This is a genomic window from Bacillus sp. TCT6, assembly GCF_056033845.1.
This window is the reverse complement of sequence record NZ_JBVYHX010000001.1, coordinates 1,830,318-1,846,150: the sequence shown is the minus strand read 5'-3', so window position 1 is coordinate 1,846,150 and position 15,833 is coordinate 1,830,318. Positions and strand designations below refer to the sequence as shown.

Genomic DNA, 15,833 nt, shown 5'->3' with positions numbered 1-15,833 from the left:
ACTCATGCACCGTGGCTGGATAAATAAATTCAATTAAGTTTTTCGTCTTTTTCTTCCTTTTTTCTCCGTCCATTCCGACCAAGTAACGTTTTGATAAAGGGGCTACGCTATCCCCACAGCATTCTTTTTTCAAAGAACAATTAACTGTAGAAATGTCGTACCGCCGATTCCAAAGTAAAAAGGCACCTGATTAAGTGCCCTAAATTGTGCCCCGAACAGTACTCCTAAAATTCCATTACTTTTTAAATCATGCCAAGCGCTGTAGCAAAGTTGATGATACCTGATTTACGTTTTCTATAAAACTTACCTCGTTTCATTCCAAGGATAGTATAAATGTAATCATCATTTAATTCTTTGATACTCATATACTTCATTTCAAGAGTCCTTTGTTCATCCTCATCAAGAGCTTCTTCAAAAGCTCGTTTTAACTGTCTATATTTCAACTCATATTTATCCGCTTGCTTTAGCTCAGGAAACAATAATTCTACTCCAAGTTCTGTTTTTTCCTGCTGATTTTGAAACCGAATACGTAACACTCTGTATTTCCGCAACTCTTCTATCACGAAAGTGCGGATTTCTTTCTCCTCTATATGCTTGAAAAATGATAATTGATCCAAATATAATCCTCCCACGTCTCAATCCTTACATATATAAGGCTAAAACTTTAAATATTTTAGATATATACCTTTATATGTGTATGAAATTAGTTCGTAATCCACAATCAGCTGTAAACCTATATTTTTTTACGTCTATTATTATGTAATTTACTAGCAGTGATTATTTAACTTAACAAAATCTCACCAGATTCTCTAAGCATATTTAATGGTTTTCACCAGGCATAAAGTATAAAAACAATTAAAAAAAGAGACTGTCTTCAAAAGTTAATCTGTGGATACTTTTTTGACAGTCTCTTTTTTATATCAAAATTTTCAACTACAAAACTTACAAGTGATTATACGAATGTTATACCTGCACTTGCAAAGCCTGTAATAGCAGTAGCTATATCAAAACCAGGTGTAGTTGATGAAACAACAAGTAATATCTTATCTTGTGGAGCGACCGCAATGGCTTCTCCGACAATGCCACTTGAAGTAGCACCGATAGCAATTAGACCACTAAATGCTGGTGTTAATAGTAATGGTACACCTACTGGAGTGAAAGTATTACTTGCTGCTGGTGCGCTGTACAACTGCATTTGAATTTGTATGCTTCCTAATGCTAAAGCAACCGCTACAGTTACACTAAAGAATCCTGCTAACGAAGTAATTGTACCTGCGCGAGGAGCTACAAATGCGAAATCAAATACTGGAGGTACAGGGCCTATAGTAATCGGGCCACCAGGTGGGACAATTACAGGGAAGAATGAACTTCCAAATCCAAGAAGTGCTCCTGTGTTTGCTAATCCACCTAAAACAGTTGCTAATGCTACTGGCCCACCTGATGCGAACGGAATAACTGCTCCAGCTCCCGTTGCTCCTGTTAGGCCTGTTGGACCTGTTAGACCTGTTGGACCCGTTGGACCTGTTGGACCTGTTGCTCCTGTTGGACCCGTTGGACCTGTTAGGCCTGTTGCTCCTGTTAGGCCTGTTGGACCTGTTAGACCTGTTAGACCTGTTAGACCTGTTGGACCTGTTGGACCTGTTGGACCTGTTGGACCTGTTAGGCCTGTTGCTCCTGTTGCTCCTGTTGCTCCTGTTGGACCTGCTCCGGTTCCTGCTGGGCCTGTTGGACCTGTTGGACCTGCTCCGGTTCCTGCTGGGCCTGTTGGACCTGTTGGACCTGTTGCCCCTGGAGTAGCATTGATTAATTGAATTAATAAATTAAAAAGAATTTGTAAAGTTGCAGGGTCGACATTTGAGTCGCAGGATATAGGGATCAGATCTAAAGCGAAGAAGAATTGTGCAAGTGCGCTATAAAATTGTTGCAATAATGTTGACAATTGACCTAAATTAGGAGCTGGAGATTGTAATAAAACTAAAATACTTTGAGTTAATTGTTTCAAAAAATTAACTTCTGGGGAAGGTAATAAGGAATTTAAGAAAATTAAAAATTGATTAAACAAATTGAATAACGCTACTCTATTTGCATCACTTGGATTTGCAAAAAATGCTGAAATAGCTGATACTAATGAGTTTAGCAAAGTAATTAATTGACTTAATTGTTCCCTAGTAATAGGAACTGACTGTGGATTTTTACAACAATCTGCTGAAAAAACAATCGGATTGCAGTTATTATGATCAAAACAATCATTATGTTTCATTTATTTCCTCCTTATTTAATAATTTTGAGAGAATATTCTTATACTAAGAAACACTCTATTGTAATAGTGTTGAATATTTTTAAATATCCATTTTCTTAGAATAAAAATAGTTACTAATAATTAAACTATAAAAATTCAGTTTAATTACATTCACAACTCACATAATATAAGTATACGCATCTATTTATCTAGTGCTTAGATTAATTCCCTAATGAAAAAGCGTATTTTTAAAGGAATACGTTATTACTCCTATCAACGTGTTTATTTTGTCAATAAACGAAAAGACTTGTTAATTTATAATTTATAATTTATATAATGCCATTCTAGAGTAATATCAAATGAAGTTTTTGGAAAAAGTTTAATCTTTACAACCTAGTTGTTTATATCATGAGTTTCTAATAATGCATTTCATTTTCCATTAAGAGCTAATCATTTTGCTTTTGCTGACTAATTATTATTTCTTTGTAACAACTTATACTCATTTTACATACATTATCTTGAATCCTTACTTGTTAAACCATTTAATTGTTCATGACTCACAAACATCAACAATATTTGAATGGTGTACTGATTCATAAAAGAGTACCATATAATGGTACTCTTTTTTATTTCTTTGTAACAACTTATACTTATTTTACATACATTATCTTGAATCCTTACTTGTTAAACCATTTAATTGTTCATGACTCACAAACATCAACAATATTTGAATGGTGTACTGATTCATAAAAGAGTACCATATTGAAGTGACCCCTAAAAGTTAGACACGGTTATTTCATTAGGCAGCTTGATAAAAGTGAGTCCAGTATTGTACCGGGCTCATTTTTAATTTTGCCTTAATCCGTTTCGTATTATAATAATCTATATATTTTTCTAATTCTATTTTAAAGTGCTCTACATTTTCAAATTCTTTTATGTAGAGGAACTCCGACTTCATAATCCCAAAGAAATTTTCTATTACTGCGTTGTCGTAACAGTTGCCTTTTCGAGACATACTCTGGACGATAGCTCTTGATTCAAGAGTACGGACGTATTGTCTCATTTGATAATGCCATCCTTGATCCGAATGCATCAGTAGCTGGTGCGTTTCAGGTAAACGTTCCAATGCTTTCTCTAACATGTCTGAAACAAGCGAATACGTCGGTCTAGAACCAATTGTATAGGTAATAATTTCACCATTATACAAATCTAATACAGGTGATACATACAGTTTTTCTCCAAACAATTTAAACTCTGTGATGTCTGTTACCCACTTTTGATTCGGTGCATCTGTATGAAAATTACGCTCTAAAATATTAGGTGCAATTCTACCGACTTTTCCTTTATAGGATTTATATTTCTTCATACGCACAACACACTTTAACCCAAGCTCTTTCATAATGCGCTGAACCTTCTTGTGGTTCACTTTCTGGCCACGATTCGTTAATTCATCACGAATGCGACGGTAACCATAACGACCTTCATTTTCCTCATAAATCGCTTTAATCTCAGCTTTCAAATCGGCATCTACATCTGGACGATTCATTTTCTTTACTAAATCATAATACGTGCTTCGAGGAATAGTAGCTAGCTCCACGAGTGCCTTCACCGAATATTTATGCCTTAATTCATAGACTACTTGCGCTTTGTCTTGTTTTGTGATTTTTCCTTGTTTTGAACTAAGGCATTTAACTTTTTTAAGTACTCATTTTCCATCTCAAGCTGTTTAATGCGTGCTTCAAGTGCTTCGACTGACCCTTCAGCTAAATGTTGTTTTAATTGTTTATTTGAATCTTTTTTCATGGATGGACGCCCCTTTTTCTTAGATTGAAGGGCATCAATTCCTTGTGTTTCGAGCTGTTTTTTCCAAACAGAAATCGTTGAAGGGGCAGGAATATTAAAGATAGCTGCCGTCTCAAATAAGGACATACCGTTTTCAATCATAAAGTTTAGTACGTCTAGTTTAAATTGTTGTGTGTAATTTGTACATCGTTTTAGAAAAGCTTCCAGACCATTCTGTTTATATTGGTTTACCCAATTCAAAATGATTGTGTCACTTATACCGAGCGATCTACCCATTTCTCGATAACTTTCATTTCCGTTCAAATAACGTAGAACGATTTGTATTTTTTCATCAGCTGTAAATTTAGCCATAGAAAAACTGCACCTCCAATTGTTAGACTGTGTCTAACAATTGGGGTGCAGTTCATATAATGGTGCTCTTTTTTATTTCTTTGTAACAACTTATACTCATTTTACATACATTATCTTGAATCCTTACTTGTTAAACCATTTAATTGTTCATGACTCACAAACATTAACAATATATGAATGGTGTACTGATTCATAGAGGAGTACTATATAATGCAGTGACCCCTGTCAAGTAGACAGGATTTAAAAAGCGCAACTAAGTAACCTGAGTTCTATATTTATATGGACTCAGATTATTTAATTTCTTTTGAAATCTTTGATGCCTAATTGATTCATCAATCTTTGTATGCGCTTATGGTTCAAATGAAGGTTATAGGTGACTTTCAGTCACACTTGCACTCCTCTATATCCATAAATCCCTCTTAGTTTTTTATGACACTTCAATATCTTTTTCTTGGTTTTAGCGTCCTCTAGTTGTTTTTCAGAAGGCACTAAGTGCCGCTTTGTCCACTTATATACCCACTTCTAGTTACACCAGCGATGGCACATAATAGGCTAACCGTATACCCCTTTTCTAACATCTCAAGTATAGCTTCAAACTTTCTCGTTTTGGATATAGCTTGCATACCTCCTTTTACATCCCTAAGAGCTTTTTTAACATTTCATTCTCGGCTTCTAATCGTTTAATCTTAGCTTCTGGATCTTTTTTTGTTCTTCCTATACCTGGCCCTTTCGCTTTTCCACGTTTTTCTTCTAGTCCTTTGATACCTTCAGCTTCAAAGTATTTCACCCAACGACTTACAACCGAGTGATGAATATCTAATTCTTTCGCAATGTTTTTATAGCTCATGCCTTCTTTTAAGTATAAATCTATAGCTTTTTTCTTAAATTCTACATCGTAAGTGACTCTAATTTTCCCCATAAAAAAATCCCCTCCATAGTAAACAGGTTAATGTGCTTTCTTTTTCCTGTCTACTATAAGGGGATCATATCAATATCTCGTCCTCTTTTTGTTTTAGATATGCTCACCATGATCAATATAAGTATCGCCGTATTCGTATGCCGGCGCAGGTGGTCTACCGTGATCAAAATCGGCCACATTAGAAATATAATCTGGTCTTTGTGGTGCAGGCGGTCTACCATGATCAGCTTGTGATGTAAAAGATTCTGTAAAACTTCCAATAGTTAAAACTGCAGCAAAACTAACAAATCCCATTAGTACTTTTTTCATTTTAACGCACTTCCCTTCTGAAGTAATTCTTTAGCATCATAAGATATATTAAAGTATTGGCTAGCCTTCTCATGATTACCTTCTTGATAAAGTTTTTTCGCTAAAATTCCAGAGTACTCTTCCATAAATCCATAAAGTTTTTGGGATTCGAAGTAATCTAGTCCATCTGCAATCGTTGTTTCTAGATTCTGCTTATAATTTTCATCGTATTGTGCTCGAAGTATTCGTAAATGATGTGTATATTCAACGTCAGCTAATTCAAAACCTTGAGTCAAAAATTCTTGCGCTTGTTCAATTTCATTTATTTTGAAATGTTCTCGAGCCAGTAAGAATATAGTTTTATGATATGGTTTTTCAGATTTATATACATCCATTAAATGTCGAATTGCAGTTGCGGATATACCTTGTTTTGCATAAAGGAAACCCAAGTTGTACTGAATTAAGGTAATTAGTCGAGCGCAGTTATGTTTTTTAGCCATATCCAAACACTTAACAAAAAGTTCTTCTCCTTGTTCAAACTGACTTAAAGTGACACTTGCTAATCCCAGGATTGTATCACATTCAATTTGATTTATTACATAATCTTCATACTTTTTGTATATGTCTTTTGCTTTCATTACATGCTTAATTGTTAATAAAGGTTGTTGAAGATGGTAATATAGTTCACCAAGTTTATAATTAAATTCAGCTTTTTCAATGTCATTAGGAATATACTCTAAAAGTCGTTCAGCTTCTTCAAATTGCTCCATAGCCTCCATATAGTTAGCAATCATGGTGTTATGCACAGCTTTATAGAAATGGTAGTAGTATCTTAAATACTCATCAATAGTTTTTGTTGTAAGTTTTTCAACTGCATCAAAATCACTACGAGTTACATATGATTTATTTATTAACACTTTATAACTATAATCCAATAAAGAATAGTACAGTAAGAGATTTTGATCTTGTAAATCTCGATTTTGTTCGACCATTAAGACACTAATCTTTTCATCAACTTCTTCTTTCATTCTTGTCGCCTTTGTTATTTGTTTAGATAGAATAACCTTATACCATTCATTTAATAGTCTGGTAACTTTTTCATTATTCAGAATGATCATATCACAATCTCCTTTATTTAGTTTATATAAAATCAATCATAACAAAGTTTAATTGTAATAAGTTGTAAAAAACAATTTTATAAATAATATTCAGAATATTTAATTTATTTTTTATCAATTGACGTAAAAACATCGGTAAATCGTTAGATTGTAAAGAAAGAATTATCTATATAAAACTAATTGTAATGCTAGTAATGGTATAGCGTGAACCTTATTTGTCGAAAATTTTTGGTAATTATTTGGTTTATAAGTATTTATTTCCCATTATTTTGGGGTTAATATCTGAATTATGCTAACAAATAAAGGTAAATTAGCATGATATTGTCTTAATTAATATTTTAGGAGGTATGAAAAATGAAAAAGATTAGTAAAGTTTTAAGTGTTGCAGGATTATCTCTTGCTATATTCGGAGGAGGAACAATTGCAAGCGCAGCTGAGAATAACACAGTTGATTCTACTATAAAAAAAGGTAATGTATTAGATTTAACAGATCAATCGAATGTACAAATAGGTGAGGTACTAACGTTTGGGGAACTTGTTAATCAAATTGCTGCAGATACCAATAAACCTAGAGAAGAAATTTCTCAGCAACTCATGGCTCAGGGGAAAGCTCGTGGACAATCATCTGCTGCAACACTTGCCGCTACGTACAGAACACTAACAACCAATTTTTCAGTAACACCTTTCTATAGCCCTTCATTAAGGTTTTATTGTGAAACAAATGAATGGGGTGGAAGCTTCAGGGGTATTAAGGAAATAAAACATATTAATATGAATAGAGATGCAAATGGTCTTTCTAAAACGTTCAGTGGTACAGTTCAAGCAAATTTAGAGGATCCTAACAGAATTTTCTATATTGTTAATGGTGATTTTCATAATAATGGCACAACTACTTTTAATGGCAATGTATCCATTACTGTAGGGAAGACAGGAAGTGTAGGTTTTAATGCATCTTATGCGACGAGTCACTATAAATATACTTATAAAGAAGGATATGTATATTTTTAAAGTTGATAAATTTTTAAATGATCGATTACTTCTTAATTACATGTTAAGTTCATTATACATGCTAATTTAATGGAGGTGATCTCCCTGCAACCTAAATATATTCTGTTCATTCAAATTCTAATAGGAATACTAATAATCATGGCACCAATTATTATTACTGGTGAATTATATGATGTTTCAAAGACTATGGGTGATTTGCTAGTTGCTGAATTAATAATAAGAACACTTTCTTTCATAATAGGACTTGTAGTTATTAGCAAGGGGTTTGAAAATTATTCTAAATAGTTATTAGTACGTTATTTTCTAGAAACTTATAAAAAAGGTCTACTCATATTGAGTAGACCTTTTTCTCTACTTCACATACACATAGGCTTCATTTGCAGTTACATAGTATGTTGTGCCTTTACTGTTGTGTACTTTGTATTGTGGTGAACCATTAACGGATACTTTAGCATCAATCGTAAATCCAAGCCCTTCATCTACTGTTCCTGCTACATCTTTATCAGACCAAGAAGCAGAGTCATAGAAACGAAGGTCGTCCACTTTAGAAACAACACGTTTTCCTACTACAGAACTTGAAGTAGTAGTTTGTTCCCCTTGATATTTAATGTAAGAAGGGTTGTTATAAATCCATTGGTTACCGCCAAGATTTAACCAATTACCTTGTTTTCCCCATACTTGATATGCTTCTCCTTTATTTAATTGACGGATGACACCATAATTCGTTGATGGTCCACTTCTTAGGTTTACGTTAAATCCATCAATATAAGCTACTCCTGTTTCGCCTACAACGTTTTGAAATGGTTCTTGTGGTTTTGGTTTAACTGTTGCGCCTTCATACGCCTTTTGTACGTCCGCTCTGAATTGCGATTCTGATACACCGTGACTGCGAAGGTAATCAATCGGATCTTCGTGGTCAGTTCCACCTAATTTGTAAGTAATATCTTTATGTGTCCATAAACCTTTGCTTGGATGAATCCCTCTATCTTTTAAAATCTTAGCTAATAGTTTTACATAACGCTCGTAAGAAGATTTAAATTTATCTGGGTTGCTAGTTTCAGAAAGTTCTACGTGAACAAATCTTTTATTTGCATATGGTCCAGCACCGTAAGCCACATATTTTGTATCGGCAATTTGGACTGTTTCGTTCCAATCTACAGCATAGTGTACAAATGCATTTCTCCATGTTCTAGCTTCATAATTTCGAATGTTAATCGCTGGTGCTTCTGGTGTTGCTGTACTATGTGCCACAACGCCCTCATAAGCGCCCACACCGTAGCGATATGCTTGTTTCGGTAAGTCTTGGATAATTAGTACTCTATCGGCAAAAGAAGCCGTAGCAAACGAAAATAAGAGTAATAGAGTCATAAATAATGAGCTGAATAGTTTAATTGGTTTTTTCATTGTGTATTTTCCCCTTTTTGCCAAACAAAAAGAGCACCGTCTTTTGACAATGCTCTCCTTATGTAAGGCGTGTATTTTTTATTTGGTATTATGTTTTTCTTTTCGTGCATCACTTCTTTGGATTTTTGCTTGAATTTCGGATGCTACACTTTCTAATAACCATGCAGGAATCCATTTTTCCCAGCCAATTCGTGCACAGTTTGCTGCGAAACTATTAAAAATGTGGTAACTCAATCCACCGACTACCATGAAGAAAAAGAAATCAGGTAGTTTAAGAGCAATATCAAATAAATGTGCAAGGGCTGGTAATGATAAAAGCACCACGGTTCTCGTGATGCCCTCAATTCCATATTGTGATGAGTATGTTCCGTCTAGCTTTGAAGCTTTACTACCTGTAATCCAGTCGAGCATGATAATCCAGCAGTAAATCGAGATCCAAATTAAGTTCGCTTTACCGTATAACAAATTAATTATTGTTCCTAATCCACCACCGATAGCACCACCTACTTTAAATTGAGTACTTGTAATAACATCGCTTATATTCAATGCCTTGATGAGTTCGTGAATTCTTTCCAAGTTCTCACCTCCTTTCAAATTTTGACCAAAATAAAAAAGCCTGCTGCAGCACGCTCAATTTCGATAAAGTTATATGTTCATTTTCTTCCACGCGTATTCTAGTGGTTCAGTACGTGGTAGTTTCATTACTGCTTTTTCAGTAGTTTCGCTTTCGTTTCGGGAGAAATTAAACATAACCCCTTTTCGTGTGGTGGTTTGTCTCACCCCTGTAATATACATGTCACTAATTTCTAATTTTGAGCCTTTGCGTATTTGTGGTTTACGTTGTACGGTTGGATATATTGTTTTCGGTTGAATTATGATGCCTTTTATTGTCATGAAATCACCAGCCTTATTCTACTCTTAATGCAATGTTGTACTCCGGAAATGAACTCCATACACTTGAGTAGTAGGTATTAAATAATTTGTATTTCTGCAATTCTCCATCTTGAGAAATTTCAACGATATCGCCAGTTACAAAATTTGAACCTCTATATGTGTAAAGACCATCAAATTTTGCTCTTAATCCATCTACGTTATCTCCCATAAAAAATGATGTAAATATTATATCTCCTTCTAAAGATGGCGCCTTTAAAAATACCTTATCCCAAATGAAAGTAGGAACAGAAACATTTTTTAATCCCTCATATATAAGTTTACTTCTAGCAGCCACCAGTGCTGAATAAGGGTCCCATTTTGGACAAACGCTCACCAATACACTAAAAGGAGAAGATATAGGTGTGAATTGTTCTTGTTGATATAGTTCATCTGGAATACCAAATAATCCTATTACAGTCTTCCCTTTTCGTTCTGGAAGATTATCATCGTTTTCATAAACACAATAGATAACAATGTCTTTATCAACGTATAAATATAGGTCCACCATAGCAATTGGTTTGCTAATAGTAGTAAGACTAGTATTGTTAATTGTTTTCCCTTGATGAAAACATAATGGATAGAACGCACCAGGCCCTCCGAAAGTAACATCCTTCTCTTTATCATATCGTTCAATTAATCTAAAGCTTGCATCAGTAACAAAATTAGCAGAATCCCTTATATCAAAATGGGGATATTTACCTGCTATAATATCTTGGCTACTTGCAGCAGCGACTTCGAATGGCCGCAATTCTATAGAATGGTTCTTCATACCGTCGTTACCGCTTGAGTACATGACATAAATTTTATCTTTTGATGGCGCATCAGCATTTAATTGCTGCCATCCAGCCTTTTTCATTTCATCGATAATCTTCATAAAGACTTCTCTTCGCTCTAGTCTGTGTAACTTACAAATTTTATTTGTCATTCTGTATGTTCCTCCTTAACTTAAACGTATCGCTTTCATAGAAACATTAAAAGTAGAGGTTGCCACGCCCCTATTTTCTATATAAAGATGGACCTTGTTTGTATGATCTTTATCTTCGCAAGGAATGGATAAAATATCATACGTTCTTTTTTCGGATAAGCTTTTATAGATTTGATTCCCATACTCTTTTTGATCGTACATAAATAACATTGCTTCAACATTTGAATCATTTGTAACTTGAATCGTACGAATATCGTATTTGTTACAACCTACATCTAGTGGAGTATATAGAGTTTTTCCTGGTTCAATTGTAATTTGTATATTCCTCTCAATAAGGATTGATGGTGTAATCTCGCTTTCGGATGTATATTTATATAATTTCATTACAGTTCCCATATTGTATTCACCTCAATTATGTTTTAGATGAATATTAAAATAAATTGGTTCAAATGCTAGGAAATTTGTATCCTTCACAACCTTTACCCAAAAATCACGCGTACTTTGTGCGGTTACTGAATCAATCTGTATTTCATTTGAATAGCTTGTCCCATCTAACGAAATAAGCGCCCAAGTGTAACCGACTTTCTCCATGTACTGTTGAATGGATAGTTTTATATTTGTAGCAGCACCGATGTTATCATTTACGATTGTCATTTTTACAATACGCTCATTATTCACCATGTAACCTAAGTTCGTTGGATCCGTTGTATTTAATTCTTCGCTATTCATTTTGATTTGCAGGGATGAACCCATGCAATACATATCCCCACCGTAAAAGGTAGCTTGTTTCTTTGCTAGTAGTTCGTTTTCCTCGTCATATATTTCTATGATTCCCTCAAACTCTAAAGAAGGAAGTAGAATATCAATGCCTGTATGAGCTGCAGCTACAATGTTAGTAGACAGGATATTATCTACAGTATCTTTTAATACAACCTTATAATTTTCATATAGTTGGCGCAGACGTAACATATTGCTTGTTGTCATAATAATTTTATTGATGTCTAGCGGTACAAATCCCTCTGCAGTTCCTCTTTTTAAAACAACACCAATTCTTTTTGCTTCCAATGAATCGTTATCCGCATAATCAAAAAATGTATCTGTCTTTGTATAAAAGTCCCATTGATCTTCCTTGCATATTGCCATCCACTCTTTAATGCTTTGTGAACCATTAGCAGAATAGGATTCAAGAAACTCGACTTTATTCTTTTCATTTTGATAGATTAGCAAGCCGCCTTCATCTCCTTCTTTTGTAGGAGCATAATCCGCTATAACCTGGATTGCAAAGTTACTTTGTGGTTTATCGATTAAAAGCATAACGTCTTTATCTGTAGAATGATTCATGCGTAAGAATCCTTTTTTAACAGCATTGTTAAATGAATTTGATGGTGACATAAGCCATTTTGGATTTACGGAATCAAAATCATCTACAAATATTTTTCCGCTTTCTTTTTCGTATAGCGATACTTGTTTTTTTTGAGCATTAAAGGGAATTAACTCTCCGGCCAGAATATCGATTGCATCAAAATTTATATTAAGGCCGGATAAACTCACTGTATGAACGCCCTCAGTTAAATCCGATTTCTCGTATAGTAATGCCTGATAATGTACAGTAGTATTTTTATAATTGATATTTTCAGTTGGTAGATTATCAATTGAAATTTGACCTATATCAAATGAAGGGGAGAATAAGCCTATAATCCGCAAAGCTTTACCATAAAACTGAAATTGTAAAGTCGCTAAATCTTTATTACCTGGACAATAGTGTATAGAACCACCGTAGTAGTCAGGTCTGTTAGTCGTGCTCCATGCTCCGGAATATTGGAAATTGCTATCCGTATCATCAAACCGTTTCCAACCAGACTCTGGTTCTTTTAATACATCACCGACTTTAATAGGAACGACAAGCCCTCCTGGTTCTCCGAAATCTAGAGCATCTAAAGTGCTTATCTGATCTGTATGCAAAACAACATTATGAACTTTGTACTCTAGATCGTTCTTTTCGTATAAAAGAATAGAATATTCCCCATATGAAGCAGGGTTATAGTTAGTATAAGTACCACAATTTTCACCATCTATCTCAACATAAACAGTACCAGTCCAACCTCTATGAGTACCACCTATTATCCGAAGTTTACTACCCACAAATGAAAATCGTATTTTTGATTTACCACTACAATGATGGTATTTACCATAAGCAGCGTAAGACGATTCAGCTATTCTCCAATCACCTTCATACGTAATAAGGGTACTGTCATCATCATAACGTCTCCAACCGGTTTCTGGATTTTTGAGTACTTGTCCTATATACGCCATACCATCACCTTCTCTTTATCTTGTTTTCTTCCAATTTGAATTTGTCCACCAAGATTGACGACTATGTCGCAGCCATAACTTCGGATCATCATTTTCTTTTTCGATAACTATTAATTCATCTGGTTTTTCTGTATCTAGTACTCTTTCCATTTTGAATAGTTCATTATCCTCTAGAACTGATTCTCTTTTTGGTGTATGTTCAAACCGTTCATATTTCTCTGTAACGACTTCTAATTCATGTTCCCTACAAAATGTATCGGCTTCATTAGTTACAGCTTCTACGCTAGTCTGTCGCTCTAATAATTCATGTTCACTAACGATTGCATATTGTTCAGATTCCCTTGCTGCATCTACAGTTTCAATTACATTTGCATCTATTGTTATAACTTCTTTATCGGCTGGTGTTATATCAGAGATAATTCCGCCCTCAAATTCACGTATACCGGTAAAGGCTTCTTGCTCTGTAATAAGAGCTTGTTGTGTATCCTGTTTATAAGAAATATCTAATGATATATGTTCAGCATCTAAGATAACTGGAACGGTGTCCCAAGCTACTTCTTCAATTACTACAGTTGTATATTCTTTTATTGCTTTTTCAGATTCAATTGTTTGATCTAGCTTCATTTGCATCACATTTAGTGATTTAGATGAATCATTAAGTAAGGCAATACGTGTTTCTAGTTCTTTTTGAACACGGCCAAACAAATCGAATTCTGGAAGATATACAGGAATACCAAGGCCCTCAAATAAATCAAACTCTTCTATGGTAGCTTGTAATTCTTTTTCGGTTTTATTGGCAACTTCATCAGTATTTACATCAGTAATAATTAAGCGTTCTTTTAATCCGAATGAAGAAATTTCATCAACATGTGTAAGTACTGCAGTATCTTCTTTATCAGCTTGTTCCAGTTCAACTACAGTTGCTTGTAGCTCATTTTTCACTTCTGCAAATGTAACGTCTGGCGATACGCCTTGTAATTCTTTTAAGATACGATGAGAATAATCTGCATCAGTAATACTGGCAGTTATTTCATGTAACCTCTCTGCTTCTTCTGCGACAATTTTCTGTACCTCGAATATGTTTTGCAATTTATTCGCATCATCAGTTTCGGAAATATCTTTAACAGATAATACCCGTGAAGCATTTTTAACTTCTTGTCCTACCTCTATAGCTGCAGTAAATACATTTTCTTTATTTGCGAATTCTTGTTGATCGGCATAAACAGAATCAAGTGTTTCTACGATACGTTCAAATGCGTGTGTTGTATCTACATTCGCATACTGTGCTTTTGTTCTTGTAAATGATGCAGATTCATTTCTTTCAGTATCAAATACATTTATTTTCTTCTTTACTTCGTTATTTGCAATAACATCTGCAGCAAGTTCCTTTGCTCGAATAGAGTGATCCAGGTTAATTTGAGCTACATCTATGTCACGAATTAAATACGCACTTTCAATATCTTCATAAGGAAGCAGGTCCACATTTTCAATTTCTTCTACACGATTCAACTCATATTGTTTAGCGATAGATGTTTCAATGTCTCTTTGCATACGAGCAAATAAATCATAATCCGGAAGATAAACAGGTATACCCATACCATTGAACAAATCAAATTCTTCTATGATTCCTTTGACTTCTCGCTCTTTTGTACCAAATTCGAATTGTGCCGGAGCATGAAGAAGCATTTCTTTTTGCTGTATATCACCAGTTTCATTTTCGGCAATGGATACAGGTAATATATTTGGCACTGCAGTAGATAAAGTAACCTCTGTATGTGTAGCTTTTAGCTCCCTGGTAACAATCTCGCTCGTTTCATTATGCATTGATACAGCTTCATAATCTGTTGTAACTCTATCGGCCATAAGATCATTATAAAAACCTTCACCATATACAATACGCGCAACATTTACCCATTCCGGTAATACTTCTACACCTGCAGCGAATTCACGTAACTTACCTTTTAGTAAATCCTGCTTTATGATTGGTGCAGCTTCATACTCATTCGTTATAAGATTTGTTTCATCAGAAGCGTGTACCATTACTTCTATCTCGTTTGGTTTTTCGCTCTTTACCCCTTCGATATGGTTTATATCAAAAATTCGTCTGTGTTGTGATGATTCTTCTCCAGAAATTAGTTGAACAGAAATCCTGTCCATTCGTTGCGAATGCTGCATTTCAATGTTGGCCACATTTATATTTCGATTTAAATCAGAATCAGTTGCATTTGAAATGTAGGCTTCTACCTCTATTTGTCGCAATGCATTCTCTACAGCATCTGTTAAAATCCCTTTTGCTCTTACTTTTGTGGCGGTTATTCCTGCGTTATCTTCTTTAACAGCCTTATATCTCGCATAAGGAGCAATGCAAACTGGATAATCAACATCATTTTTGTTTTCTGTATTCGCTGGTGTAATAGAGAAAGAATAAACTTTTTCATTCTGATTAGGTCCAGAACCAACGACAACAACATGACTTTTTTCTTTGGTACATATAGAAGGGGAAGCAATAGAATAAACTTTTTCACTCATTCT

Annotated in this window: 15 protein-coding genes; 2 read left to right on the top strand and 13 right to left on the bottom strand. The window is 34.5% G+C overall.

Annotated elements, in window-relative coordinates:
- Nucleotides 1-242: 242 nt before the first annotated feature.
- From AC0ONG_RS09490 to AC0ONG_RS09460, 7 genes are all read right to left on the bottom strand, one after another.
- Nucleotides 243-617, bottom strand: coding sequence for an ArpU family phage packaging/lysis transcriptional regulator (locus AC0ONG_RS09490; RefSeq protein WP_268503108.1), 375 nt, complete (start codon nucleotides 615-617; stop codon nucleotides 243-245).
- Between the two features lie 335 nt (nucleotides 618-952).
- Nucleotides 953-2,260 (bottom strand): exosporium glycoprotein BclB-related protein, encoded by a 1,308-nt coding sequence (locus AC0ONG_RS09485; protein ID WP_474203580.1) that lies wholly within the window; start codon nucleotides 2,258-2,260, stop codon nucleotides 953-955.
- 778 nt (nucleotides 2,261-3,038) lie between these two features.
- Nucleotides 3,039-4,393 (bottom strand): IS3 family transposase gene (locus AC0ONG_RS09480; protein ID WP_474203579.1). Its coding sequence is split into 2 segments (ribosomal slippage): nucleotides 3,039-3,940 and nucleotides 3,940-4,393, totalling 1,356 coding nucleotides; the frame shifts between segments, so codons are not numbered across the junction.
- Between the two features lie 488 nt (nucleotides 4,394-4,881).
- The gene (locus AC0ONG_RS09475; protein WP_255255609.1) at nucleotides 4,882-5,016 is read right to left on the bottom strand and encodes a hypothetical protein; all 135 of its coding nucleotides are present in this window, start codon (nucleotides 5,014-5,016) and stop codon (nucleotides 4,882-4,884) included.
- An 8-nt stretch (nucleotides 5,017-5,024) separates the two neighbouring features.
- Nucleotides 5,025-5,312: a transposase gene (locus AC0ONG_RS09470; RefSeq protein ID WP_268502209.1), complete on the bottom strand. Its 288-nt coding sequence runs from the start codon at nucleotides 5,310-5,312 to the stop codon at nucleotides 5,025-5,027.
- Nucleotides 5,313-5,405: 93 nt separating this feature from the next.
- Nucleotides 5,406-5,621, bottom strand: coding sequence for a hypothetical protein (locus AC0ONG_RS09465; protein WP_000757098.1), 216 nt, complete (start codon nucleotides 5,619-5,621; stop codon nucleotides 5,406-5,408).
- Nucleotides 5,618-6,718, bottom strand: coding sequence for a response regulator aspartate phosphatase (locus tag AC0ONG_RS09460; protein ID WP_268502212.1), 1,101 nt, complete (start codon nucleotides 6,716-6,718; stop codon nucleotides 5,618-5,620). The genes AC0ONG_RS09465 and AC0ONG_RS09460 overlap by 4 nt, the downstream gene beginning before the upstream one ends.
- A gap of 354 nt (nucleotides 6,719-7,072) precedes the next feature.
- On the opposite strand from AC0ONG_RS09460, the gene AC0ONG_RS09455 reads away from it, so the two are divergent.
- Nucleotides 7,073-7,726, top strand: a complete 654-nt coding sequence (locus AC0ONG_RS09455; RefSeq protein WP_000724005.1) for a hypothetical protein — start codon at nucleotides 7,073-7,075, stop codon at nucleotides 7,724-7,726.
- 69 nt (nucleotides 7,727-7,795) lie between these two features.
- A complete protein-coding gene (locus tag AC0ONG_RS09450; protein ID WP_033665752.1) occupies nucleotides 7,796-8,011 on the top strand; it encodes a hypothetical protein in 216 nt (71 codons plus the stop codon).
- A 66-nt stretch (nucleotides 8,012-8,077) separates the two neighbouring features.
- Here AC0ONG_RS09450 and AC0ONG_RS09445 read toward each other — a convergent pair whose 3' ends face one another.
- From AC0ONG_RS09445 to AC0ONG_RS09420, 6 genes are all read right to left on the bottom strand, one after another.
- Complete coding sequence (locus AC0ONG_RS09445; protein ID WP_474203578.1) at nucleotides 8,078-9,130, bottom strand: N-acetylmuramoyl-L-alanine amidase; 1,053 nt, start codon at nucleotides 9,128-9,130, stop codon at nucleotides 8,078-8,080.
- Between the two features lie 78 nt (nucleotides 9,131-9,208).
- Nucleotides 9,209-9,706, bottom strand: a complete 498-nt coding sequence (locus AC0ONG_RS09440) for a phage holin family protein (RefSeq protein ID WP_000439586.1) — start codon at nucleotides 9,704-9,706, stop codon at nucleotides 9,209-9,211.
- A gap of 331 nt (nucleotides 9,707-10,037) precedes the next feature.
- The gene (locus AC0ONG_RS09435) at nucleotides 10,038-10,988 is read right to left on the bottom strand and encodes a hypothetical protein (protein WP_474203577.1); all 951 of its coding nucleotides are present in this window, start codon (nucleotides 10,986-10,988) and stop codon (nucleotides 10,038-10,040) included.
- A 15-nt stretch (nucleotides 10,989-11,003) separates the two neighbouring features.
- On the bottom strand, nucleotides 11,004-11,384 hold the full coding sequence (locus AC0ONG_RS09430) for a hypothetical protein (protein ID WP_474203576.1): 381 nt from the start codon (nucleotides 11,382-11,384) through the stop codon (nucleotides 11,004-11,006).
- A 12-nt stretch (nucleotides 11,385-11,396) separates the two neighbouring features.
- Nucleotides 11,397-13,301 (bottom strand): hypothetical protein, encoded by a 1,905-nt coding sequence (locus AC0ONG_RS09425; protein WP_474203575.1) that lies wholly within the window; start codon nucleotides 13,299-13,301, stop codon nucleotides 11,397-11,399.
- A 15-nt stretch (nucleotides 13,302-13,316) separates the two neighbouring features.
- Entirely contained in the window at nucleotides 13,317-15,830 is a 2,514-nt protein-coding gene (locus AC0ONG_RS09420) for a hypothetical protein (RefSeq protein ID WP_474203574.1), read from the bottom strand.
- Nucleotides 15,831-15,833 lie beyond the last annotated feature (3 nt).

Coding starts and splice junctions, on each gene's coding strand:
- AC0ONG_RS09485 (WP_474203580.1), bottom strand. CDS start 2,260: ATGAAACATAATGATTGTTTTGATCATAATAACTGCAATCCGATTGTT.
- AC0ONG_RS09475 (WP_255255609.1), bottom strand. CDS start 5,016: ATGCAAGCTATATCCAAAACGAGAAAGTTTGAAGCTATACTTGAGATG.
- AC0ONG_RS09470 (WP_268502209.1), bottom strand. CDS start 5,312: ATGGGGAAAATTAGAGTCACTTACGATGTAGAATTTAAGAAAAAAGCT.
- AC0ONG_RS09465 (WP_000757098.1), bottom strand. CDS start 5,621: ATGAAAAAAGTACTAATGGGATTTGTTAGTTTTGCTGCAGTTTTAACT.
- AC0ONG_RS09460 (WP_268502212.1), bottom strand. CDS start 6,718: ATGATCATTCTGAATAATGAAAAAGTTACCAGACTATTAAATGAATGG.
- AC0ONG_RS09455 (WP_000724005.1), top strand. CDS start 7,073: ATGAAAAAGATTAGTAAAGTTTTAAGTGTTGCAGGATTATCTCTTGCT.
- AC0ONG_RS09450 (WP_033665752.1), top strand. CDS start 7,796: ATGGAGGTGATCTCCCTGCAACCTAAATATATTCTGTTCATTCAAATT.
- AC0ONG_RS09445 (WP_474203578.1), bottom strand. CDS start 9,130: ATGAAAAAACCAATTAAACTATTCAGCTCATTATTTATGACTCTATTA.
- AC0ONG_RS09435 (WP_474203577.1), bottom strand. CDS start 10,988: ATGACAAATAAAATTTGTAAGTTACACAGACTAGAGCGAAGAGAAGTC.
- AC0ONG_RS09430 (WP_474203576.1), bottom strand. CDS start 11,384: ATGGGAACTGTAATGAAATTATATAAATATACATCCGAAAGCGAGATT.
- AC0ONG_RS09425 (WP_474203575.1), bottom strand. CDS start 13,301: ATGGCGTATATAGGACAAGTACTCAAAAATCCAGAAACCGGTTGGAGA.
- AC0ONG_RS09420 (WP_474203574.1), bottom strand. CDS start 15,830: ATGAGTGAAAAAGTTTATTCTATTGCTTCCCCTTCTATATGTACCAAA.